Raw genomic sequence first — 23,108 nt, forward strand, 5'->3', positions numbered from 1 at the left:
TTATTCCCACATATCATATAAAGCAGCCTTATTATACATACAGAAAACTAAGTATGGTATTATTCTTAAATTATTTAGCACCTTCTAATATTACAGATAGAATCCGTCATTTTCAACAGTGAACATGTATTTCTTCTTAGCATAACGCGTTTTCTTTTCTTATTTACAATAAGAAAAGCAGCCCATTTTAAATATGGCTGCTTCTAATACACTTTACTCTTTCGCTTTTTTCTCTTTCTCTGCCCTTACAAACTCGTGGAACATTTTCATTAAAGCACGCTTTTCAATCCGTGATACGTAGCTTCTAGAAATACCAAGCGCCTTAGCGATTTCCCGCTGTGTTTTCTCCTTATCTAGCCCAAGTCCAAAACGTTTCACAATCACTTCTTTTTCTCTTTCGTCTAAAATATCGATATACTCTTTAATTTTTTCTAACTCCATACTAAGCTGAATCATATCAATTACATCTTCAGACTCTGATTTTAATATATCAATAAGCGATATTTCATTGCCCTCTTTATCTTGCCCGATCGGATCATGAAGTGAAACATCTTTTTTCGTTTTCTTTAGTACACGTAAATGCATCAAAATTTCATTTTCAATACAGCGTGCTGCATACGTCGCAAGCTTCGTTCCCTTTCCAGCAGAATAGCTCTCGATCGCTTTAATGAGCCCGATCGTACCAATTGAAATTAAATCTTCTGCATCTTCTCCTGTGTTCTCAAATTTTTTAACGATATGAGCTACAAGCCGTAAATTATGTTCAATTAAAAGATTTCTCGCTTGAGCATCACCTTGCTCCATTAACTCTAAGTACTTTCTCTCATCATCTGATGATAACGGCTGCGGGAACGCATTATTCTTCACATAAGAAACAAAGACAAACACTTCTCGAACCATATATCCAATTGCGGCGAATAGACTCAAACCTTTCACCTCCGCCAAAATAGTGGTCTTTATTATGTGTATGTGGGCGTGAGGTTGTTTGTGTCTGTACAGTTTATTTATAAAACTCAACACTTCCAACATTTAAAATAATTTATTGTTATATTATAATTATATAAAATTGTTATTTATATATGAATATGCTATTAAAGGGGACATTATTCATGATTACATTAGAACGATTATTAAATGTAACAATTTATTTAGGAGTATTTTTACTTTTCATTTCGTTCATTACTTTTGTTATTAAAAGAGGGCCTGATTTATTATTTTTTCAATTTGGAATTTCTTTATTTTTTGGAGCTCAAATTATAACTGGAATAAAATTTTTTCATAACTATGGTTTCTCGTTTCACTCAAAACTAGAACTACTTATCTTTATTTTCTATGTAATTGGAATTATTACATGTATACTATTGTTCTTTCATTTTCAAAATCTGTATCGAATTTTTTTATTAATTTGTAGTTTTTTATTTTTAACTGGATCCAATTATTACTTTAAAGAAACATTAAATTTTAGTAAAAAAATTCCAAAGCAACATAAAACTTTTTTAAGTACACAAGAAGACTCTTTTCCAAAAGAAGTCCGTAAATTTTCAGAGGATTACAATAACATAATAAGGAATGACTTTTATGAAATACCGATGATTCCTACTGAATTACAGATTACAAGCAAAAAAGATTCTTCCCATAGTACATCTTTCTTAGTTGAACTTCATAATAGCGAGAATGAAATTACTGATGACTCTGTACAATTAACTCCATCAGACCGTTTTTATGTGCTGTTAAATACACAAAAAACAAAAATATCAAAAATAGTATATGAAGGGCAGAATTTTTTCACATTTACAGTCACACTAAAGGCTCTTAATTTACAGCAAGAACCAGAAATTCATAATATGTTTTTAGAAATAGATAAACGTAGAGCGATAAATCTTCTTAATTTTGAAATTAAAGCCCATACTAAAGAATGGAAAGTAATATTTAAAAGTGATAGTTCTCATTCCAATCTTCCTATCACATTTACTTTTGAAAAGCGAACAGGCAAATTATAAAAATAAAAAGAGTTATTTTTCAAAGAAAATAACTCTTTTTATTTTACTTACTCCAAATCTTTCTCCCAGTTTGGGCATCAATATAACGAATTTCCCGACTACAATCAAAAGGTTCTTTATATTTTTCATCTGTCGTTTGTTTGTACAGTAGTTTGTATTTCGTTTCCTCTGCATCATGATCTACAAACCATTCTAATTTAACTCGGATAGCCGCTCTGTATATTTCTAACGCTTTTTCTTTTGTTACTTTTGGTGTTGTTTCATATGTAAGTAATTTTTTTATAAAGTTGCTAGACTCCCCCGAGTAGTGCATAACAGCACCATTTTCTGCATTGATGTTGATCATAAATTGGTTATACTCTGCCAGAATATCATTTATATATACAGAAAAGATAAATCTTTCAATCCCATCTTCTTCTGCTTCCCGTTCCTCCCAAAGACGCAGATATTGTTTGCTATCTGGAATAACTCGTTCTAAAAATTGAAGTGCTTTTTGTAAACATTCCTCTCTAGACAGTATTTGCTTTACTTCTTTATCATCTGTCAGTTTTATAAAACCAGTTAATTCATTGGTTAATTTATCAATTGTAACGCTAACTAAATTATTATATTTCAACATCGGTAAATGCTTGTTAAAGAATTCATTCATTAAATATGGATTCTTTTCTTCTTTCTGTTTTTGTAATTCCTCTTTCGGAACAAATTTCATCCTTATTTCATCATCATTTTCCGTCTCAACTACTTTTGTAAAACTTTCTTTATCCCAGTCAAATAAATCGAATACATCATCTTGTTGGCTACCCTTTTTTTGTTTTCTAACAGCCACTGTTGGCGGTAATTTATAATGATCTGGTCCAAATAAATCTTTACCTGTACTTGCATCAATAAATACATGACTAGGTTCTGGTACATACACAAGGTGGTACCCTTTTACTTCTTCTCCATTTTCATATTTACATAAAGAATGTGTTAAATCTACAAATACAAGCCTCATATCTTGTTTGGCCTTTAAGTTGTCTAAAACGATATTCTCCTCAACAATCTCACTTGGCCATAACGGCTTTTCTTTTATGCTTTCTCGTCCGTTATAATGAAAATTCACAACATTCCCTGAAGGATGCACTTGCACCACACATCCTGTATCCGGTAATGGATATCCATTTACTTCTTGCATATAATTTATTTCTTTCCAGCCACGCCAATCATCCTGGATAGTTACATATGTATAAAACTCTAATCCTTCTTCCACATGTTTTTTTATAAATACATTTGCAATCTCTCTTACCCTATTCTCCTCTATAACTTCCTTATCACTCGAAAAATAATTTCCATCATCTATCCTAAATTCAATTAAATTACCAGTATGTCTATTCAATGTAATTTGTATCGTTCTCTCCTGATCCTCTTTATGCTCCCACCATAATAGATGATACGGGTCATCAACCCCTTCTTGATCATCTACAACAAGACTATATTCATCTGGAATGTTAATAATATGAGCCACTCGCTCTTTTCTTTCCTTATCTTTTTGATTCATCATACCGCTCCCTTTATTACATTTTAAGGTAATTATAACAAACAAAACCAAGGAACTATAAAAAAAAGACTAGAGATATCTCTAGTCTTTTACTTCGTCTCACGATGTAACGTTACTCGCTTTAATCGTGGACAATATTTTTTTAGTTCGATGCGTTCTGGATTGTTTCGTTTATTTTTCTTAGAAATGTAATTACGATCGCCGCACTCCGTACAAGCTAATGTAATATTTACACGCATATTTAATTCTCCTTTCTTTCAAAGATCGCAACTAAAACGTAATGATTACGATTTATATATTATAAAACTTCATTCTATTTGTCAATTGCAAAAACAAGAAGATTCCATTTAGAATCCCCTTGTTTTTATAGTTAAATCAATTTTCTCCCGCATTAACGGGCAGTAAGACCCCCACTAATTAAAAGTTTCACGTTATTAAAACGATTCGTATGTAACAAATTCACTAATCGGCTTTCGATATCCTCGTGGGCGAGTTTTAGTCATATCACTTTTTCCGATCGTAATCATTAAAATAGGTACTATATGCTCCGGCATATTTAATTCACTTTGTACTGCTTTTTCATCGAAACCAATCATTGGACATGTATCATAGCCATAATATTTAGCTGCGTACATAAAAGTCATCGCGCTTAACGAAGCATTTCTAATCGCTTCATCCTCCATGAAACGCTCTCCTTTTCCTTCATATAAACCTTTCGTTTGCCTAATTGTATCTTCATATTCACATTCATCAATCATTTTTAAAACTTTCATACCGAAGTAAATATTTTCAACATTTTGGTATGCTTTTTTATTACCACAAACGAGCACTACCGCTGATGCACTCGATACTTTATATTGACCGAAAGCTAATTCTTTTAATCTTTCTTTTCGCTCTTGATCACGAATTACAACATAATGTGTGTGCTGCAAATTATAGCAAGATGGAGAAAGCTTAGTTAACTCAAATATTTTTTTTAAATCCTCATTAGGGATTTCTATACCTTGTATAAATTTCATTGCAGAACGTCTAGCAATTGCTAATTCTTCAAAGTTCACCATATATCCTCCTTAATAACTATAAATTCAAATATACATTAATTTATACAAATAGATAAATCAAATAAAAACACTTTAAATCCGAATAATAATTATGATTAACAGCAAAAAAGACAAAAAGCTGAAACAATTAGTTCATACGAAATTCACACGAATCTATTACTATAGAAACTGTACATAGTGAACTTATTAACAATCACGTTTATTTATATAAAATCTTACTCGAAAGGAGTTGAAAGTATGAAAACTAAATATCGCTTTATGATCTCATCATTTGCTGCTTGCGCTTATATGATTTGGTATTTAGTATAATAACGACCTCACTTGCAAATAGGAAAAGGTGTGTATATAAATGGAATATAATCAATCAACAGTTAACTACTGGAAAGCTTTTGTATTACCATATACATTTGCTTTAGAAGAGTTAAAAACTAAATTTGAAATTATGAACCGGGAAGCTCAATTTCTAGAGGATTACAACCCGTTTGAACATATAAAAACAAGACTAAAACAACCTGAAAGTATTATTAAAAAACTAGAGCGCAAAAGCTTATTACCAACAGTTGAAAACGCTCAAACACATTTACAAGATATTATTGGTATTCGTATTACATGTTGCTTCGTAGAAGATATCTATCATTTGAAAGAAGTCATTCAAAAACGCGAAGATATGGAAGTCATAGAAGTAAAAGATTATATCGCTAACCCAAAACGAAACGGATATAAAAGTTTACACATGATTATTAAATACCCTTTATCACTAAATTCTGGTACAAAAGATGTATTTGCAGAAATTCAGTTACGTACACTAGCAATGGACTTTTGGGCAAGTTTAGAACACAAACTTTATTATAAATATGAAGGGAAAATACCGGAGTATTTAAAAGATGAACTACATGATGCAGCAATGAAAGCTGAAGATCTTGATAATAAAATGGCCACAATCCGTCAAGATATTGATGATATTGAGGCATGCTCAAATCAAATTATGCTACCACTATAAAAAAAGGTTCTCGCCAATGAGAACCTTTTTTCTACCATTTTGGGAAGTACGACTCCTACACTTATTAAAGTTTCACGTTATTTTTTCTCTATTGTTCGAACCTCTTCAATCTTCCATTTATCCTCTTCTTTTCCAAGGGCATACTGTACTTTTTTTTGAAGAGTGATACTGTCGTCTACTTCCTTTTCTTTCGTTTCAACAATAACATACCCTACTTTACTAACTTTCATATCTATATGTTCCAATTCAATTTTCTTATTTCCCTTTTGAAATGCGGCTTCTTTTTGTGTTTTTAAGTCTTCAGCACTAGGCATCTTCTTTGAAAATAACTCCATATGTTCTGCAAGATTTTTTTCATTCGTCGTTCGCACAAATGTATGAATAACATCTTGAATAGATCTCTCTTCTTCTTTTGTTATTTGTACCTTTTCCTCAGTTTTTTTAGTAGTAGATTTTTGTTCTACATTATTCTCTTCTTGTTGACATCCAACTAGTAATACTACAAATACTAAAAGGAATCTTAATTTCCTAAATAAATTTTTCATATTCCCAACTCCTAAAAAGAAAAGTGAGGCATTTCGCCTCACTTTCGCTCTTAATTAGCGTCTTCCTTTATTCGGATCGCCGCCGCCAACAATATCAAAGACACGTTTCGCTATATTTGTATTCTCTTGAACGCCAGAGAACAAGTATTTACCTGGACCAAATGCATATACGTTCACATCTTCCCCTGTATGTCCACCCGTTGTCCAGCCTGTAACCGAGCGCTTATTGAAAATATCTTCAATTGCATTATCAATCTTTGTTACATCTTTTGAAGGAGCTATATCATTTACAGCTTGAATTTCTTCTGGAGTTAATTGTAAATCAATATACTTTTTCAATGTTTCTTCTACATTTGCACCTTTTGCAATCTCATTTGCCATAAAGTCTGGTGTACGCTTTGCAGCTTTAATTGGATCTACTTTAAAGTTATACTCGCCATTGGCACCTAAAGATAATCCACCAGTAGCGTGATCTGCCGTTGCAACAACTAACGTATTTTTATCTTTTTTCGCAAACTCAATCGCTGCTTTGAAAGCTTTTTCGAAGTCTTCCATTTCACTCATTGCACCAACAATATCATTATCATGTCCAGCCCAGTCGATTTGACTTCCTTCCACCATTAAGAAGAAACCATTTTTATTTTTGTTCAAACGCTCAATTGCTGCATTAGTCATTTCTTCTAATGAAGGTGTTTTCTCATTACGGTCAATCATTTTATCTAATCCACCTGGTGCAAATAAACCAAGAATTTGATCATTTTTATCATTTAACAATTGATCTCGATCCGTTACATAGCTATAACCAGATTTCTTGAACTCTTCTGTAAGATTACGATCTTTTCTAACAAAGTTCTTTACGCCGCCGCCAAGCATAACATCTACTTTATGCTTCCCTTTAATTTTCTCATCAAAATAATCATTTGCAATTGCGTCCATATTTTTACGGCTAATGTCATGCGCACCGAAAGCAGCTGGTGTTGCATGTGTAATTTCAGAAGTTGCAACGAGTCCCGTTGATTTCCCTTTTTCTTTCGCTTGCTCAAGAACTGTTTTCACTTCCGCTTTATCATTATCAACTGCAATTGCAGCATTATATGTTTTAATCCCTGCTGACATAGCTGTTGCTGCCGATGCAGAGTCTGTAATATTTTCATGTTCATCTTCTGGGTATGTTTTTTGTGTTCCTACAAGATGCTTATCAAATTCTGTAGATTCCATTTCAAAGGTTTTTGGATTATCTTTCATATAACGGTGAGCCGTCATATATGAAGGGCCCATACCATCCCCAATTAATACGATAACATTTTTAATCTTTGCATTGCTTCCGTTCTCATCTGCATTAACCTCACTAGAACGAGTAAAATTCCATGTTGCTACCGAAGTAACTGCTAATGATGCCACAACTGCAAATGGCCATGCTTTTTTCACAAACTTTTTCACTGTCTTGTCCCCCTAATTAGGTTATTCATTTCCCACTATCAAATTTAATGGAAGACTATTAAGAGAAAATTAGCTGTATGTAAATTTTTTGTTAACTTATGTAAATATCAGTTATAATTTGTATAACTTTGTCTTTTTGTATCAATCATCCCGCCCTTTACAATTTAAATATAAACAAGTTGGATTTCATTTAACGTAAATCTCTTTTTTTACATTTTGACTCTATTTTTATGAAAATAAATAGAAATGCGGTGAGCCTTTATGAAAATAGTAAAGCTAAATGAGTCTTTTATTTTTGAATTACTTAATCTTTGCAAATCTGTTGGATGGTTACACGATGAAATTTTTATGAAAAAACAATTCGAAATGTATCTTTCTATCGGCACACTTGTAGGTTACATTAATGAAAACAAACTCATTGCGACTGGAGGAGTATTTCCCTTTCCAAGTAACTTCGCTTCCATTGGTATGTTAATCGTTCACCCTAATTTTCAAGGACGCGGATTAGGGCGCATGTTGCTAAATCATTGCTTGGAACAAATTCATCCAAAACAACCCATTGCACTTATTGCGACAAAAGCTGGCGAACCTCTATACACATCATGTGGATTTCAAACAGCAACAACGATTCATCGTTTTGAAAAGCAGACTATTAAGACGTATCCTTCTCACTTACAACAAGTACAAGAAGAAGACCTTATATCTCTTACTTCTCTGGATCAAATTGCAACTGGTATGAATCGTTCTCTACTTTACTCTTTGCTATTACCAAGGGCCGTATACTCTTTTAAAATTGAAAGAAATAACTGTATAGAAGCTTTTTCATTATGCATACAAAAGGGCAATATATTATGTATCAATCCACTTATCGCCAAGCAAGAAGAAGATGCTATCCAATTATTAAAAAAGATATGTGAATGTTGGAATGGTATAGTACGAATTGATGTTCCACACTCACAATTTACATTTCGTCAATTTCTTCAAACAGAAAATTTCCAAGAAACGCTCCTTTCACCTCTTATGATAAAAAATGGTAGCCAACTTCCTGGAAATCGTAATATGCTATTTGCTATGATAGATACAGCGTTATGTTAGAAAGGAGACACCTAATTGAAGCGATTTAGCTATTTTATGGTAGGTTGTCTTACTCTTACACTATTAGTAGGATGTAGTGCAGCAGAAAAGCCAGTAGAACAAGTAAAACAAGTTAAAAATACAATTACAGCGAAACTAGCTACCGAGGAAAAAATGGTAGAAATAGATGGTCAAACCATTTACTTTAAAAAGATTGGTAATGAAAAACCACCTTTACTTATGATTCATGGCTTTGGAGGGTCATCAGATGGTTTTCAAAAGATTTACTCCGATTTAGCAAAAGATCATACAATTATTTCTGTAGATGCTTTAGGATTCGGGCGCTCATCTAAGCCAATGGATTTTTATTATTCTTTTCCAACTCATGCAAATTTGTATTATAAATTAATGAAAAAACTAGGGTATGATTCATTCGCAATACTGGGGCATTCCATGGGGGGAGAAATTTCTCTAAATTTAACATATTTATATCCTGAAGCAGTTTCTCACCTTATTTTAACTGATGCTACAGGTGGCCCTCATACATTCGTTAATAAACAAGGCTCACCAAAACCACAATTGTCGACTGATTTAAATGCCGTTTCTTCTATTACAGATTATGATGAAAGCAAAGTGAAATTCAAACGTAATGATGAAGAGCATTATAATAAAATGAAATTATGGCCTAGACGTCTTAAAATTAATGCAAATGAAATAAAACAGCCAACTTTAATTATATGGGGCAGAAATGATAGTAGCGTTTCCTGGAAAGAAGGAGAAACGTATCATCAATTCTTAAAAAATAGCACTTTACATATTATTGAAAAAGGTTATCATGCACCATTTCGCCAAGAACCACAAGAATTTGTCGGGTATGTAAAAGATTTCTTTAAGAACAATCCGATTAAAGTTGAAAAATAACATAAACGGGTATCTCAAAATGAGATACCCGTTTTCATATATTAAGCAGCTTGCTTTTGGCGTTTTGGAGTTTTTGATCCTAATACTTTCGGGATAACGAAGCCATCCATTCCAAATTTCCCAGCGTTCATACCGGAAACAAGAACAAACATAGATAAGATAACCATCTCAGGGTTCACACCAATTGACCCACTAAACATATAGGAAAAGTTCATTACAAGACCAAAAAAGACCGCTGTTTTTGTTAAACAGCCTACAATTAAACCAATTCCGACTAAAATTTCTCCCCATGTTACAAGTGTATTAAACAAATCTACATTTGGAATTGCAAATTCTTGTAAGAATGATGCCCACCAAGATTGAACAGCCGGTTGTGCACCTTTAGATTTTTCAATTGCCCCTTGCAAATAACCTGTTGCATCGAATCCTTTTCCTTGTAGTTTACCGATTCCAGCCATTAACCATGTGTAACCAAGATATACTCGAATTACTGCTAATGCAAAAGAAACTGCTTTGTTTTCTCTTAAAAATTGAATAACCATATCTTCCTCCTAAAGTTGTAATTAAGTTAGTTACAGATAATATAATAACATTAGTTACTTATTTTTTAAACGTTAATTATGAATAATCTGTGACATGCGTATGAAACATTAAAAACTAACGTTTATATAGTAACTTTTATTGCCTGTAAAAACTTGAACATATCATACCACAAGTGATAACCATTTTCATTGAAAAAAATGTAAAAAAAATGTGAGTTAAATGTGAAACACGTTTATTCGAATATAGAATAAACGTGTTTCACACTAATTATAGAATCGAAATGTATGTGTCTCCTCATCAATTAAACTCGCTTCTTGAAAGGCTTCTTCTAACGTTTTCCCATGGTTAATAACCCCATAAAATAAGCGTATAGTAAACATAAGTGCTGCATTTCCATCTACATAATCAATCGATCCAATATATGATTTCGCACCACTATGTAAAAAAGACTTTGCTAGATTTTGCTCCCCTAACGTGCACCCGCTATTTACAATATGTGTATTATGCAATTTTGCATATTTATAAATTTCTTCTGTACCAAAATACCCTCTCGGTTCATCTTGTTCATATACTTCTTCGCCTAACTCTTCCATGACAAACTTCCCTTCTTCACCATGAAAGCAAAAAATAATATAATTAATATCGTTAAATAAGTTCTTTCCAGAAAGAACTTCCACAAAATCTTTCGGTCTACCAATCCAATATGTCACAACCCTTGCACCAAAATATTCAAGAGATGCTCGGATTGATTGCGCCTCTAAATCCGAATTAAAACCAACTACTAGTGCAACATTCAACATACAACCCCCATCCTATAATCAGCCCTTATCAATCAGAATTTTATGGGATAAATCCATTTCATATATGCCCGTTTCTTTCAAAAAATCTGATCTAGTTAAAACGACTTTCTGTAAATATTGCCTATATGCTGTAATTGTTCCATCGTGAGATACAATGCAAATTCTTTCCGCACCCAGTTCATAACACCAAAGAAGAAATTTATCTACTATTTGCTGAAAACTATTCTCTGAAATAGTGTTTATACCTTCCTTCCATAACTGATTATTTGAGCTTTTCTCTATCGAAAAATGCGGAAATAACTTTGTTATCATTCCCTGATCTACTATATAATCGCACGGTAATGTTCTCGCTTCTTCTCGATAAGGAAAAATACGCGGAGATACATATGGATGAACGATTTTTTGACAAGCAACTTTCGCACTCCATATTGTCGCCGTTTGCAAAGTTCTAAGTGTAGGACTAGCAATTAATATATCCGCCTCTTGTAATGGCACATTGCATTGAAGTAATTTAGCCTGATTCCTTCCTTCATCCGTCAATGGCGGATGAAGCACTTTTAAACTTGATGGCAAATCCCTTGTATGTTCTCCTTCCCCGTGCCGAACAAAGACAATTTTCATCCCCTTCCTCCTCTCATTATGAAATCCTCTTACATATTTCTTCCCTATCTCATACTTTATTCCTGCTATATGAAAACCAATATGTAAAAAACATTTGACATGAAACTTTGTAAAATATTACAATATTATATGTAAAAAACTTTTTACACAGAAAGGAGAATTACATATATGAAATGGATAATTGTCTTTATTGGAATGATTGTATGGGGATATATAAACGGCTTCTTTAGTAGTGATAAAACTGCTAATCCTTGGATTACAGATGATGAACGTGAAACAAAAATTAAGCAAAAAGCAATTACGGCAAGCTGGTCCGGTGTTTTTATGTTTTGTACCATTAGCCTCTTAAATAAATGGTTAGGTTTAAGCACAAACGATAAATCACCGTACTTACCAGACACTATCGCAGCTATTTTAAAAGAAAATGTAGAGTTACAAGTTTTACTCATGCTATTTGTTATGTATGGAATATTTTACTTACATTATCGAAGAAAATTAAGTGCCTAACTTCTAACTCATGATTATCCTCCTAAATGGTTATAGTAATCATGACAAAATGAAAGGAGAGATATAAACATGAGTAACTCGAATGAATTTTTAGATACACTACATGAAAAACAAGCAAAAGATGAACAAAATAGAAAGCGCCAAGGGAACGGAAACCCAGCGAAAAAAAAGCCAAATAAAACACATAAATAACAGTAAAAAACTGCCTAAAACAATCTTTTAGGTAGTTTTTTATTCTTCTTTTACCGAGATAACATTTCCCCAATTCCATTTCTCATAATACCATTCTGGTACATCTATATTTTCAATCCACTTCATTTCATGCTTTCCATCCTTATGAGCAAGCCATACATCCGCTTTCTTACGGTCTGAACGTATCCATATTAATTGATTACTCTTATTCATGAAGAGCGGATGATAATCTCCTTGCCTATGAGGTAGCTTTGTGATTCGATGTTGTTCGTCACTTGTACTATCGATCTCATATAAAGATGGTAGTGGTCTTTTTTCTGGTGGAGTTTCTATTCCCGCCTCTTTTGCTCGTGAAACGATAATTACGTTATCATTCTTCCATGTAAAATCCCAATCGACATATCCTTTCGGTGTAAATGTGTTCTGCTGAAGTGCTGGCAATTCTTTTACTTTCAAATGTTTATTCTCTAATGCAACTCTCCCGCTTCCTTCAATATAGGCCAATATATTGTTGGCTGGCGCCCATTTGAACCATTGTGTGTTTAATAACATTTGATCTACCTTTTCAAACCGACTACCATCTGCTCGAACTAAGCAAAGCGTATTACTATCAGCTGACCATGAAGCTGTCGGTACTGCTAAAAATGAAATCCACTTTTGATCTGGTGACCACTTAAAGCCACTTGCTACTAGCGCTAGGAAATCATCGTGTTCATTTGGCAATGCATACAAATGCTTCATTTTGTGAGGATTCATATGTGCATCTTTTTGCACTTCATATAGCTGAGCCCCTGTCCATCCTGTTGGAAGTAAGTGCGCTTCAGAGGATACAAGAAAGTTCTTTCCATCGGGGTACCATGCATAATCCCCTACACCAGCCGATACATTTTCAAAATCTGCATTCTTTTTTTCTACATCAAATGTATGTAATGTACCTGTAAATATAAATGCAATTATATTTTCTATTGGTGACCATTGATAATTCGATGCTTCTGAGTGAAACGGCGTAACTTTCTTTCCATCTTTCAGCCGATATAACTCAAGAATATTTTGTTTCTCCCCTTTTACATATGCCAGCCATTCTCCATCATGTGACCACTTTGGCCCTGTTATGTTCTCTCCTTTTGTAAGTTGTTTTTCTTTCCCATCAACTTTAATCCAAAGGTTATGATGACGAATAAAAGCAACTTTCACACTATTATTTTCTGCGCTAGTAATAGCGATAGAACATAAAAACATAAACAACACTACACTACCACTTACTATTAGCCTTTTCATACCATCACTCCATTTCCCTCATAGCATTCCTCACTTTCTTCCTACAATATGTGAAAAATATCGATTCGACATAATCAGAAAAAATTCCCCAAGAAATTTTCAATTCATAGAGGATTGGTATGAATTGTGTCGAAAGTATAGTTTAGCAAACATTTATATGTATAAGTTCTAACTAAAATGTAAGATTACATTTCTGAATATTAGCACTTTTTATTAGGGGGAGTATCAATGAAAAAAACTACATCTACACTATTAAGCATGGCGCTTGTCTTTTCTAGTTTTGGAGCTTTAAGCGCTCATGCTGAATCACTACAAAAGGAGAAGCAATTTAGTCCACAATTAAAAACAACGATTGAACAGTGGGGAGAACATAAAATTGCTCAAAATGTTGAAACGAAAACAACAAAAGAAATATCAGTAATTGTAGAATTGCAACATGCACCTCTCGCTGCTCAAAGTAATATTCAGCATGCTCCAGATTTACAAAATAGTAATGCGCAGTCTTATCATGCTGAGCTCAAAAAAGCACAAGAAGATACGACTAAGAAAATAAAAGAAAAAGCACCTGGTGCAAAAATTAAAGAAGTGTATAATACGTTATTTTCCGGATTCTCTATTTCAGTTCCTGGAAATCAAATTACCTCTCTTGCCTCTTTACCTGAAGTAAAAGCAGTCTATCCGAACTTAACATATAAATTGCATGAAACATCAAAAAGTACTACTAACGAAGAAGCACCAAATATCGGTGGACCGACAATTGGTGCACCTGAAGCGTGGAATTTAAAAGATCCATCTGGCAAACCGCTTGATGGAAAAGGCATGAAAGTAGCCATTATCGACTCTGGCGTAGACTATACACACCCTGACTTAAAGGCAAATTATATCGGTGGATATGACACGGTTGATGAAGATAGCGATCCAATGGATGGTAACGTACATGGTACTCATGTAGCTGGAATTATTGCTGGTAACGGAAAAATTAAAGGCGTTGCTCCAAACGCTTCTATTCTAGCCTATCGTGTAATGAATGACGGTGGAACTGGTACAACAGATGATATTATCCAAGGGATTGAGCGAGCGATTCAAGATGGTACGGATGTGTTAAACCTCTCCCTTGGGCAGGATTTAAATGTACCTGATCAGCCTGTAACATTAACGTTAGAACGAGCAGCGAAACTTGGTGTTACTACTGTCGTTTCAAATGGAAATGACGGACCAAAACCTTGGTCTGTTGATGCTCCCGGTAACGCAAGTAGTGTCATTTCTGTTGGAGCATCTACGGTTTCTATCCCGTTTCCAACATTCCAAGTAGCTGGTTCCAGCAAAACATATCAAGGGTTACCGTTATCAAAATCCGATTTTCCAATAGGAAATGATTCCCCTCTTGTATACGTTGGTTATGGCAATCCAAGTGATTATGCAAAACAAGATGTGAAAGGGAAATTCGCACTTATTTTACAAGGTACTTCTAGTACATTAGTAAAAGCAGAACAAGCGAAGCAAGCTGGGGCACTTGGTGTGTTATTAATCTCTAGCGAAAAAGAAATTAATATGATGCCGGAATATTTTTCACGTGAACATCTAGCTGTCCCAGTAATGGAATTATCAAATACAAATGGGGAAGAATTAAAAACTTTAATTACAAAACGAAAGAAAAATATAAAAATTGGACAACCAAAGCAAACAGAACTTATCGGTAACTTTAGTTCAAGAGGACCATCACAAGGAAGTTGGCTAATAAAGCCTGATGTTGTTGCACCTGGAGTACAAATTACTAGTACAGTACCGCGAGGCGGCTATGAATCGCATAACGGAACAAGTATGGCTGCTCCGCAAGTAGCTGGAGCGGTTGCCCTCTTGCGTCAAATGCATCCTGATTGGACGACAGAACAATTGAAAGCGGCTCTTGCTAACAATGCCAAAACATTACATGATGTCAATGAAAATACATACCCTGTTATGGCACAAGGATCAGGTTTAATTAACATTCCGAAAGCAGCTCAAACAAATGTATTAGTAAAACCTAACAATGTCAGCTTTGGTCTTATTAAGCCAAATAGCGGAAAAGTAAAACTGACGCAAAATGTTACATTACAAAACCTTTCTAGTAAAAAGAAAAGTTTTTCAACTCGTGTGGAATTACTAGATGCAAACACAAACACAAAAGTAAGAGCTTCTGTCCCTTCATCGATTAGCATACAACCAAATAGTAGTACCGAAAAACCATTTACTATCAATGTAGATAGCTCACTACCACAAGGTGTGTATACTGGAAATGTATATGTAAAAGAACAAGGGGCAAAAGAAGAAATTCGAATTCCATTCACATTTAGTATCGATCCTAAAGATTATAAACGTATCGATGGACTTGAAATTATTAATTCTACTTTTAGCCCAAATGGCGACCACGTACTAGATGATAATCTCATCAACTACTATTTAGTTGCGCCTGTGGATGATGTCACATTGCATGCAAATTTAGTTACGAAAGAACGTGTAACGTATCAAGGGATTATCCATCAAGCTAAAAATGCAACTCCTGGATACAAACCTTTCAAATGGAATGGTACAAAAGCCGATGGCACTCCTTTAGCTGACGGGCTATATCAAATCGAAGCAGTTGCTTCTAATTCTGGCGGAGAAACAAAACAAACAGCTGCTGTATTTCTTGATCGAACTGCACCTAAGTTAACATACGAAGTTGACCAAGAAAATCTCGTAATTAAAGGAAAAGTTGATGATATTCTACTAGATTGGATGTCAGAATCTGGTTGGATAGCACCTGGTATTCCAGTGAGAATGCAATATGAAATTAACGGAAATGGTGTATGGGACCAGGCATTCCTGAACCCTTGGGAGAAAAGCTATGACATTTATTTCGATCGTACTCAATTACAAGAAGGAAAAAATACTATTCACATTGTAGCAACTGATGCAGCTGGCAATACCTCTAATTTAACTGTTAATTTAGAAGTGAAATAAAGTGAAACTCTAATCAGTGGAGATTTCGTTCATCCCCACTGATTATTAGCCTTCACCAATCGGGAGTTACGGGCAGTTAATCTCCCCTCTCACTTCTTTACTCCAACCGAATTTTGAGGTAGGAATTTTACTGCTCATTAACACGGGATAAAAAAATTTTGTTGACAATTTTTTTAATATAGTTTTATAATACAAAACATAGTTTAGTTGAACGAATTATATATCGGCTTTGAAGGAATACTAGTAGCGACTTATATCACTGTCTCAGAGAACTGATGGTTGGTGCGAATCAGTACATATACAAGCGTGAATTACAATTCTGGAGCTTCTTTCCCGTAATGCTTTTTATGCATGAAGAGAAAGACGGATCTTTCCGTTATCGTAAAGTGAGTGGTAAACAATTAGTTGTTTACAAATAGGGTGGTACCGCGATTTTTATCGTCCCTATCGGATTTTCCGATAGGGACTTTTTTGCGTCCATCCTCTTACACAATTTCATATATACGCGTTGAAAGAATCGCAGTAGTATCTTATATCCCTGTTACAGAGAGCTAATGGTCGGTGGAAATTAGCACATATATAAGTATGAATTACAATTCTGGAGCTTCTTTTTCGTAGTGCTTTTATGCATGAAGGAAAAGACGGAATTTTTCCGTTATCATTAATTGAGATGTAAGTATATTTTCACTTACAAATAGGGTGGTACCGCGATTCTTTCGCCCCTATCGGACTTTCCGATAGGGGCTTTTTCTATTTCTCACAGAAACAGATGTTAAATAATTCCGAATCTTATGATAAAATTTTATAAGCGCTTACAAAAATGAAAGGAGGTGATACAAGCTATACGAAATCGATATTCAATTTTATTGAAAAAAAGGAGGATGTCTAAATGACAAAGAAAACAGAAATTCCATCACATTTAAAACCATTCGTATCCACACAACATTATGATCAATACACACCGGTGAATCACGCTGTGTGGCGTTATATTATGAGACAAAATCATAGCTTCTTAAAAGACGTTGCTCATCCAGCCTATGTGAACGGACTACAATCATCTGGTATTAATATAGATTCAATTCCAAAAGTAGAAGAAATGAATGAGTGTTTGGCACCAAGTGGCTGGGGTGCTGTAACGATTGACGGACTTATTCCCGGCGTAGCATTCTTCGATTTCCAAGGACACGGATTACTACCGATCGCAACAGATATTCGGAAAGTAGAAAATATCGAGTACACACCAGCGCCAGATATCGTACACGAAGCCGCAGGACACGCACCGATTTTACTTGATCCTACATATGCAAAATATGTGAAACGTTTTGGGCAAATTGGTGCAAAAGCTTTCTCTACAAAAGAAGAACATGATGCATTTGAAGCTGTTCGTACATTAACGATAGTAAAAGAAAGCCCTACTTCTACTCCTGATGAAGTTAAGGCTGCTGAAAATGCTGTAATTGAAAAACAAAACTTAGTTTCTGGTTTATCAGAAGCTGAACAAATTTCACGTCTTTTCTGGTGGACAGTAGAATATGGATTGATTGGAAATATAGATGATCCAAAAATATATGGTGCTGGTCTCCTTTCTTCTGTTGGCGAAAGCAAACATTGCTTAACAGACGCTGTAGAAAAAGTTCCATTTTCTATCGAAGCATGTACAGGGACAACTTATGACGTAACAAAAATGCAACCACAACTATTCGTTTGCAAGTCCTTTGAAGAATTAACAGATGCGCTTGAAACATTTTCTAAAACAATGGCCTTTAAAACAGGTGGAAAAGAAGGTTTAGAAAAAGCAATTCGCTCTGAGAACTATGCAACAGCTGAGCTAAATAGCGGATTACAAATTACAGGTACATTTAGCGAGACAATTGAAAACGATGCAGGTGAATTAATTTACATGCGAACAAATTCGCCAACGGCATTAGCACTTCATAATAAACAGTTAGCGAATCATTCTACTTCTGTACACAGTGACGGATTTGGAACACCAATTGGATTACTCACTGAAAATATTGCATTAGAAAATTGTACAGACGAACAACTACAATCATTAGGAATTACAATTGGAACTATCGCTGAGTTTACTTTTGCAAGTGGTATTCATGTAAAAGGAACAGTAACAGATATTGTAAAAAACGATAAGAAAATTGCTCTTATTTCCTTTATCGATTGCACAGTTACTTATAACGCCCGCGTTTTATTTGATGCTTCATGGGGCGCATTTGATATGGCTGTTGGCTCACAAATCACTTCAGTATTCCCAGGTGCCGCAGATGCAGCAGCATTTTTCCCAATGGATGAAGAAGTTCAAGAAATTCCTGCTCCACTTGTACTGAATGAACTTGAACGTATGTATCAAACAGTTCGAGATATTCGAAGTGAGGGGATTTTACACGAAGCGCATATCGATCAATTAGTAGCAATTCAAGAAGTGTTAAATAAATTTTATGCGAAAGAATGGTTGCTGCGCCTTGAAGTATTAGAGTTACTTTTAGAGCATAACAAAGGGCATGAAACATCTGCAGCATTACTACATCAACTTTCTACTTTCACAACTGACGAAGCTGTAACACGCCTTATTAACAATGGTCTTGCGTTACTTCCAGTAAAGGATGTGAAAAATGATGCTAAGATTAACTGAAGAAGAAGTTCACGAGGAATTATTGAAGGTAGATAAATGGATGGTAAAAGATGAGAAATGGATTGAACGAAAATATATGTTTTCCGACTACTTAAAAGGAGTCGAATTTGTCTCTGAAGCCGCCAAACTATCAGAAGAACATAATCACCATCCATTTATCCTTATCCAGTATAAAGCAGTTATTATTACTTTGTCATCTTGGAATGCAAAAGGTTTAACGAAACTAGATTTTGAGCTTGCAAAACAATTTGACGAACTATTTTTACAAAACGAAAATGCAATTATAAGAAAATAAAAAAGAGAAGCCTTTTTAGGCTTCTCCTTTTATTTTGAAATGGATACAATGTCCAAATGGATCCTCGACTTGTAATATTCCATCTTTGTACGTAGCAATCTTGCCAATATTTTTTAAGCTTTCACATACTTGCTCTTTTTGTTTTTCATCCGCTAGTACAATTGTGAAATATTTTAAACCAACAGAACCTGGCATTTGCGGTGGTACCCCTTCACCTTGCCACGTATTTAAACCGATATGATGATGATAACCACCTGCTGATACGAACAACGCTCCATTACGAGCTGGGATCGTTACTTCAAAACCAAGACCATCAACATAGAAACGTTTCGCTTCCTCTAAATCAGCTACATGAAAATGAATATGCCCCATCACAGTACCAGCTGGAAAGCCATTCCATGTACTTCCTTGCTGTAATAATTCTTCACCAGCTAACGGGTTACTAACAAATGGGAGTTCTCCATTCTCATCACGCCAAACTTCTTTTTGTCGATCATGATAAATTTCAATCCCGTTTCCATCTGGATCAGCTAAATAAAGAGCTTCACTAAAGTAATGATCGGCTCCGCCATGTAGTGGATATACCATCTCTACAAGATGACGAAGAACATTCGCTAAATCCTGTCTACTTGGTAATAAAATTGCGTAATGATATAACCCTGTTCTTCCTCTTTGCTTCGGAAAAGCTTCTTTCTTTTCTTCAATGATAAGAAGTGGTTCATCATTTTCATTCCCAAATGTAACGACTGCTTCTTCTTCTCTTAGCACCTTCATACTTAGTACTTCCGTATAAAACTCTAGTGATTTCTTTACATTAGATACGTATAAATGAACAACATCAAGTGTTGTATCGGGATGAAGTTGAAAACTCATCTTGTTAGCCCCCCCATTTAAATTAGTTCTTCTTTGACATTTTTTCTTTTAAGAAATTATCTACAAAGCCATCAGCTTTTGCAACAAATAAGTATGCACCCATTGCTAATAATGCAAGTTCTAATTCGAAACCAGGATTTTTTCCATCTCCCAATAAACCAGCTGACCATTTCACTTTTACGATTGCTCCAACCATAACAAGTGCAAATAATAATCCAATATATCTTACACCTAAACCTAGAATTAATAATAGACCTCCAACTAATTCAAACGTTGCTACACCGTATGCAAGTCCTCCTGGTAAACCAATACTTGTAAACCATCCTGCAATATTGTCAATTCCTGATTGGAATTTTGTTAAACCGTGCATGAAGAATGTTACCCCTAACACGATACGAATAATTAAGTTACCAATATGTTGATTCATTTCATTCTCTCCTTTATAGTTTCCTTATACAAAACTTTTATTTACATTACAAAACATACACTAATTTTTTTTATTCGTCAATTCATTTTCACTGGGAAAAAATATATTTTTTTTGCTATGATACAAATAGTTGTTTACAAAAAGGAGCTTGATTTTATGAATATTGGTTCTGCAATACGTGAAATTCGTCAACGTAGGGGCATAACAATCGCACAAATTTGTGAGGGAACAGGTCTTTCTAAAGGATTTATGAGTCAGGTTGAAAATAATAAAACATCACCATCTATCTCAACTTTAGAAACGATCTCCAATTTTTTAAACGTTCCCCTTCCCTATTTATTGTTAGAGCAAAAAGATCGATTAAAAATTGTCAAAAAAGAAGAACGGAAATACAGTGTATACGGCAAAGATGAGCAAAGAATTGAACATGTTGCGGAGCAAGGGGGCCTTCGCCTATCTTTAGTAGAAATCCCTACTGGATTCCCGAAAGAAAATTCACCAAATGCCCATGAAGGGGAAGAATGTCACCTTGTATTACGCGGAAAATTAGAAGTTCAGCACGGTGAAGATATTGCAATTGTAGAAGAAGGTGATTCTTTCTCATGGAATGCATGCGTTCCTCATATTGTTCGTAATATAGGAGAAGAAACTGCATTATTACTCATCTCTAGTTATGCAGAAAATCGAAAACGTGTTTACTAAATAATAAAAAAGAAGCCTGTTAAACAGGCTTCTTTTTATCCCCTTATAATTCCATAACTTGTCCCAACTAGTACAGTCTTCTCATGCTGATTGCGATAAACTGACTCGATTGAAACTTTTTTATAGCCTTCCATTTGCTCAACATTTGTTAAAGTTAGTTCACAAGTGATCGTATCTCCTGTGAAAACTGGTCTAATAAACTCACTTACTAATTCTCTTGCTATGTAATGTAACTCTTCTCCCACTTTCGTCCCAATGCTAGCAGTCAATAAACCATGAACCATTAATCTTCCATTTTCATCGTATTCCACATGGTGTCTACCTTTATCACCTGTAATATTTGCAAATTCAAAAACTTCTTCCTCAGTAAATCTTCTTTCATATTTAAATACATCCCCAGCTTTTACACTCATTTTTATCCCCCTAATAATAAACAGAATTTTCTTTTATTTTATCATAAAACGAGCCTCAATCCATTCTCTATTATCAAAAGTCTCAAAATTACCTCGCTATACTTTTTTACTTTCCATTCATTTATCGGTGACCATCTCTTTTTGCGACTTGATATCCATAATACGCACATGTTCCATTTCTCGATAGCTCTCTAACTTCAAATCCACAGCTTCTATAAAAATCAAAATTGTTCGCTGATGTATGCGCAAACCAATCACCGTGGGGAAGTTTTTGCAGGCAAAGAGCTACAAGCTTCTTACCTAATCCCTTCCCTCTATATTCACACTTCACAACTAAATTTACTATGTTCGCAATCATAATTCCATCAGAAATGACTCTAACCATCGCAATCATCTCTTCCTCATCCCAAATTGTGAAAGCCCATGTTGAATTTTCGAATGCTATCGTAAATTTTTCAATTTGCCAAGAAGGGATATTATCATTACTCCAACCGGCATCTTCAAATAAAGCTTTAATTGCATATGCTGGTACACTACTCGTTCCCTCACGAATAATAAGTCCATTATGATAAATGTACATGTAACCCCTCCCTTTATTTTCATATACCATTCTTCAAAAAATGCAATTTACCTTTAAAAAAGTAATTTTTTCATCCAACACGCTTAATAGAATAAACTAGAGCATCGATTCCATGAAATGACGTTGTTTTCTCGTAGCTGAGCCCAGTTTTTCTAGCAACAAATATTGAGGCGGGATGATTCGGATTAATAAGAGAAATTAATTTATTCATTCGTAATGCTTGGAAACCATAGTCACGAAATGCTGCCGCCGCTTCTTTTGCATACCCTTTTCCCCAATACTGAGGAAGTAACCAATAACCAATTTCAATTTCCTCTTTTCCATCTATTTTCTGCTTTACCAGCCCTGCATGACCAATTCTTGTTCCCGTTTCCTTTTCAATCAATACAAATAAACCGAGACCGTTTTTATAGCTAGGAATCACCCATTCCTCCAGACTTTTTTTACACTGCATATATGTTTTTAATGTCCCATTTCCAATATAACGCATTACCTTCTCGTTCCCCCATAGTGAAGCGTAGAACTGTAAATCATCCATTGTATATTTGCGAATTTGTAAACGTTCTGTATGAAACATGCTGGCACTCCTTTCCACTAATTTATTCTTCATTTCACGATCATGTTTTGTATGTATACGGTATGTTACTATTTATTATAAAGTGAAACTTTAATC

General features: G+C 34.5%; 25 protein-coding genes and 2 other annotated features. Of the genes, 10 read left to right on the forward strand and 15 right to left on the reverse strand.

Features of this window, described 5'->3' with window-relative positions; translation table 11 throughout:
- Positions 1–213 precede the first annotated feature (213 nt).
- Positions 214–927 carry an RNA polymerase sporulation sigma factor SigK gene (gene sigK / locus DN401_RS10265; protein WP_000051382.1) on the reverse strand — a complete coding sequence of 238 codons (714 nt, stop codon included), beginning with the start codon at positions 925–927 and terminating at the stop codon, positions 214–216.
- A gap of 152 nt (positions 928–1,079) precedes the next feature.
- Between sigK and DN401_RS10270 the strand changes: the two genes are divergently transcribed.
- A complete protein-coding gene (locus DN401_RS10270) occupies positions 1,080–2,000 on the forward strand; it encodes a hypothetical protein (protein WP_002198192.1) in 921 nt (306 codons plus the stop codon).
- A 43-nt stretch (positions 2,001–2,043) separates the two neighbouring features.
- On the opposite strand, the gene DN401_RS10275 is transcribed toward DN401_RS10270, so the two are convergent.
- The 3 genes from DN401_RS10275 to DN401_RS10285 all read right to left on the reverse strand — a co-directional run bounded on the left by DN401_RS10275 (position 2,044) and on the right by DN401_RS10285 (position 4,598).
- Positions 2,044–3,540: a YcdB/YcdC domain-containing protein gene (locus tag DN401_RS10275; RefSeq protein ID WP_033688951.1), complete on the reverse strand. Its 1,497-nt coding sequence runs from the start codon at positions 3,538–3,540 to the stop codon at positions 2,044–2,046.
- Between the two features lie 86 nt (positions 3,541–3,626).
- Positions 3,627–3,776: a 50S ribosomal protein L33 gene (rpmG, locus tag DN401_RS10280; RefSeq protein ID WP_001265617.1), complete on the reverse strand. Its 150-nt coding sequence runs from the start codon at positions 3,774–3,776 to the stop codon at positions 3,627–3,629.
- 195 nt (positions 3,777–3,971) lie between these two features.
- Positions 3,972–4,598 (reverse strand): nitroreductase family protein, encoded by a 627-nt coding sequence (locus DN401_RS10285; protein WP_149287667.1) that lies wholly within the window; start codon positions 4,596–4,598, stop codon positions 3,972–3,974.
- Positions 4,599–4,947: 349 nt separating this feature from the next.
- On the opposite strand from DN401_RS10285, the gene DN401_RS10290 reads away from it, so the two are divergent.
- Positions 4,948–5,598 carry a GTP pyrophosphokinase gene (locus tag DN401_RS10290; protein ID WP_000456230.1) on the forward strand — a complete coding sequence of 217 codons (651 nt, stop codon included), beginning with the start codon at positions 4,948–4,950 and terminating at the stop codon, positions 5,596–5,598.
- 77 nt (positions 5,599–5,675) lie between these two features.
- On the opposite strand, the gene DN401_RS10295 is transcribed toward DN401_RS10290, so the two are convergent.
- Together DN401_RS10295 and DN401_RS10300 are read right to left on the reverse strand one after the other, a co-directional pair.
- Positions 5,676–6,143 carry a hypothetical protein gene (locus DN401_RS10295; RefSeq protein WP_000792894.1) on the reverse strand — a complete coding sequence of 156 codons (468 nt, stop codon included), beginning with the start codon at positions 6,141–6,143 and terminating at the stop codon, positions 5,676–5,678.
- A 54-nt stretch (positions 6,144–6,197) separates the two neighbouring features.
- The gene (locus DN401_RS10300; protein WP_000714912.1) at positions 6,198–7,583 is read right to left on the reverse strand and encodes an alkaline phosphatase; all 1,386 of its coding nucleotides are present in this window, start codon (positions 7,581–7,583) and stop codon (positions 6,198–6,200) included.
- 261 nt (positions 7,584–7,844) lie between these two features.
- On the opposite strand from DN401_RS10300, the gene DN401_RS10305 reads away from it, so the two are divergent.
- Positions 7,845–8,678 carry a GNAT family N-acetyltransferase gene (locus DN401_RS10305; protein WP_000706704.1) on the forward strand — a complete coding sequence of 278 codons (834 nt, stop codon included), beginning with the start codon at positions 7,845–7,847 and terminating at the stop codon, positions 8,676–8,678.
- Positions 8,679–8,693: 15 nt separating this feature from the next.
- Positions 8,694–9,578: an alpha/beta fold hydrolase gene (locus tag DN401_RS10310; protein WP_000819807.1), complete on the forward strand. Its 885-nt coding sequence runs from the start codon at positions 8,694–8,696 to the stop codon at positions 9,576–9,578.
- A gap of 41 nt (positions 9,579–9,619) precedes the next feature.
- On the opposite strand, the gene DN401_RS10315 is transcribed toward DN401_RS10310, so the two are convergent.
- From DN401_RS10315 to DN401_RS10325, 3 genes are all read right to left on the reverse strand, one after another.
- A complete protein-coding gene (locus DN401_RS10315) occupies positions 9,620–10,120 on the reverse strand; it encodes a DoxX family protein (protein WP_000236592.1) in 501 nt (166 codons plus the stop codon).
- A gap of 264 nt (positions 10,121–10,384) precedes the next feature.
- Positions 10,385–10,921 (reverse strand): hypothetical protein, encoded by a 537-nt coding sequence (locus tag DN401_RS10320; RefSeq protein ID WP_000935633.1) that lies wholly within the window; start codon positions 10,919–10,921, stop codon positions 10,385–10,387.
- An 18-nt stretch (positions 10,922–10,939) separates the two neighbouring features.
- A complete protein-coding gene (locus DN401_RS10325; RefSeq protein ID WP_000706238.1) occupies positions 10,940–11,542 on the reverse strand; it encodes a histidine phosphatase family protein in 603 nt (200 codons plus the stop codon).
- A 168-nt stretch (positions 11,543–11,710) separates the two neighbouring features.
- Between DN401_RS10325 and DN401_RS10330 the strand changes: the two genes are divergently transcribed.
- Entirely contained in the window at positions 11,711–12,049 is a 339-nt protein-coding gene (locus DN401_RS10330; protein WP_000871150.1) for a hypothetical protein, read from the forward strand.
- Positions 12,050–12,118: 69 nt separating this feature from the next.
- On the forward strand, positions 12,119–12,241 hold the full coding sequence (locus DN401_RS10335; RefSeq protein ID WP_000071866.1) for a DUF4023 domain-containing protein: 123 nt from the start codon (positions 12,119–12,121) through the stop codon (positions 12,239–12,241).
- 39 nt (positions 12,242–12,280) lie between these two features.
- Here the strand turns inward: DN401_RS10335 and DN401_RS10340 are convergent, their stop codons facing one another.
- Positions 12,281–13,519 carry a TolB family protein gene (locus tag DN401_RS10340; protein ID WP_000825714.1) on the reverse strand — a complete coding sequence of 413 codons (1,239 nt, stop codon included), beginning with the start codon at positions 13,517–13,519 and terminating at the stop codon, positions 12,281–12,283.
- A 228-nt stretch (positions 13,520–13,747) separates the two neighbouring features.
- Between DN401_RS10340 and DN401_RS10345 the strand changes: the two genes are divergently transcribed.
- From DN401_RS10345 to DN401_RS10355, 3 genes are all read left to right on the forward strand, one after another.
- A complete protein-coding gene (locus DN401_RS10345; protein WP_149287668.1) occupies positions 13,748–16,501 on the forward strand; it encodes a S8 family peptidase in 2,754 nt (917 codons plus the stop codon).
- Between the two features lie 220 nt (positions 16,502–16,721).
- Positions 16,722–16,950 (forward strand) — a binding site (T-box leader).
- A gap of 50 nt (positions 16,951–17,000) precedes the next feature.
- Positions 17,001–17,228: a binding site (T-box leader), on the forward strand.
- Between the two features lie 162 nt (positions 17,229–17,390).
- On the forward strand, positions 17,391–19,145 hold the full coding sequence (locus DN401_RS10350) for an aromatic amino acid hydroxylase (RefSeq protein WP_000163213.1): 1,755 nt from the start codon (positions 17,391–17,393) through the stop codon (positions 19,143–19,145).
- Positions 19,126–19,440: a 4a-hydroxytetrahydrobiopterin dehydratase gene (locus DN401_RS10355; protein ID WP_000979538.1), complete on the forward strand. Its 315-nt coding sequence runs from the start codon at positions 19,126–19,128 to the stop codon at positions 19,438–19,440. The genes DN401_RS10350 and DN401_RS10355 overlap by 20 nt, the downstream gene beginning before the upstream one ends.
- Before the next feature lie 15 nt (positions 19,441–19,455).
- Here DN401_RS10355 and DN401_RS10360 read toward each other — a convergent pair whose 3' ends face one another.
- Positions 19,456–20,313 carry a VOC family protein gene (locus DN401_RS10360; protein WP_000009847.1) on the reverse strand — a complete coding sequence of 286 codons (858 nt, stop codon included), beginning with the start codon at positions 20,311–20,313 and terminating at the stop codon, positions 19,456–19,458.
- A 22-nt stretch (positions 20,314–20,335) separates the two neighbouring features.
- Positions 20,336–20,740: a DoxX family protein gene (locus DN401_RS10365; RefSeq protein ID WP_001071553.1), complete on the reverse strand. Its 405-nt coding sequence runs from the start codon at positions 20,738–20,740 to the stop codon at positions 20,336–20,338.
- A 156-nt stretch (positions 20,741–20,896) separates the two neighbouring features.
- On the opposite strand from DN401_RS10365, the gene DN401_RS10370 reads away from it, so the two are divergent.
- Positions 20,897–21,442: a helix-turn-helix domain-containing protein gene (locus DN401_RS10370; protein WP_001020693.1), complete on the forward strand. Its 546-nt coding sequence runs from the start codon at positions 20,897–20,899 to the stop codon at positions 21,440–21,442.
- 35 nt (positions 21,443–21,477) lie between these two features.
- Here the strand turns inward: DN401_RS10370 and DN401_RS10375 are convergent, their stop codons facing one another.
- The 3 genes from DN401_RS10375 to DN401_RS10385 form a co-directional block, all read right to left on the reverse strand.
- Positions 21,478–21,855: a hotdog family protein gene (locus DN401_RS10375; RefSeq protein ID WP_000111564.1), complete on the reverse strand. Its 378-nt coding sequence runs from the start codon at positions 21,853–21,855 to the stop codon at positions 21,478–21,480.
- A 121-nt stretch (positions 21,856–21,976) separates the two neighbouring features.
- The gene (locus DN401_RS10380) at positions 21,977–22,435 is read right to left on the reverse strand and encodes a GNAT family N-acetyltransferase (protein WP_000276126.1); all 459 of its coding nucleotides are present in this window, start codon (positions 22,433–22,435) and stop codon (positions 21,977–21,979) included.
- Between the two features lie 70 nt (positions 22,436–22,505).
- On the reverse strand, positions 22,506–23,045 hold the full coding sequence (locus tag DN401_RS10385) for a GNAT family N-acetyltransferase (protein ID WP_004408018.1): 540 nt from the start codon (positions 23,043–23,045) through the stop codon (positions 22,506–22,508).
- Between the last annotated feature and the right edge of the window lie 63 nt (positions 23,046–23,108).

Origin of the sequence: Bacillus sp. BF2-3, assembly GCF_008368795.1 — a bacterium.
Classification (GTDB): Bacteria; Bacillota; Bacilli; order Bacillales; family Bacillaceae_G; genus Bacillus_A; species Bacillus_A cereus.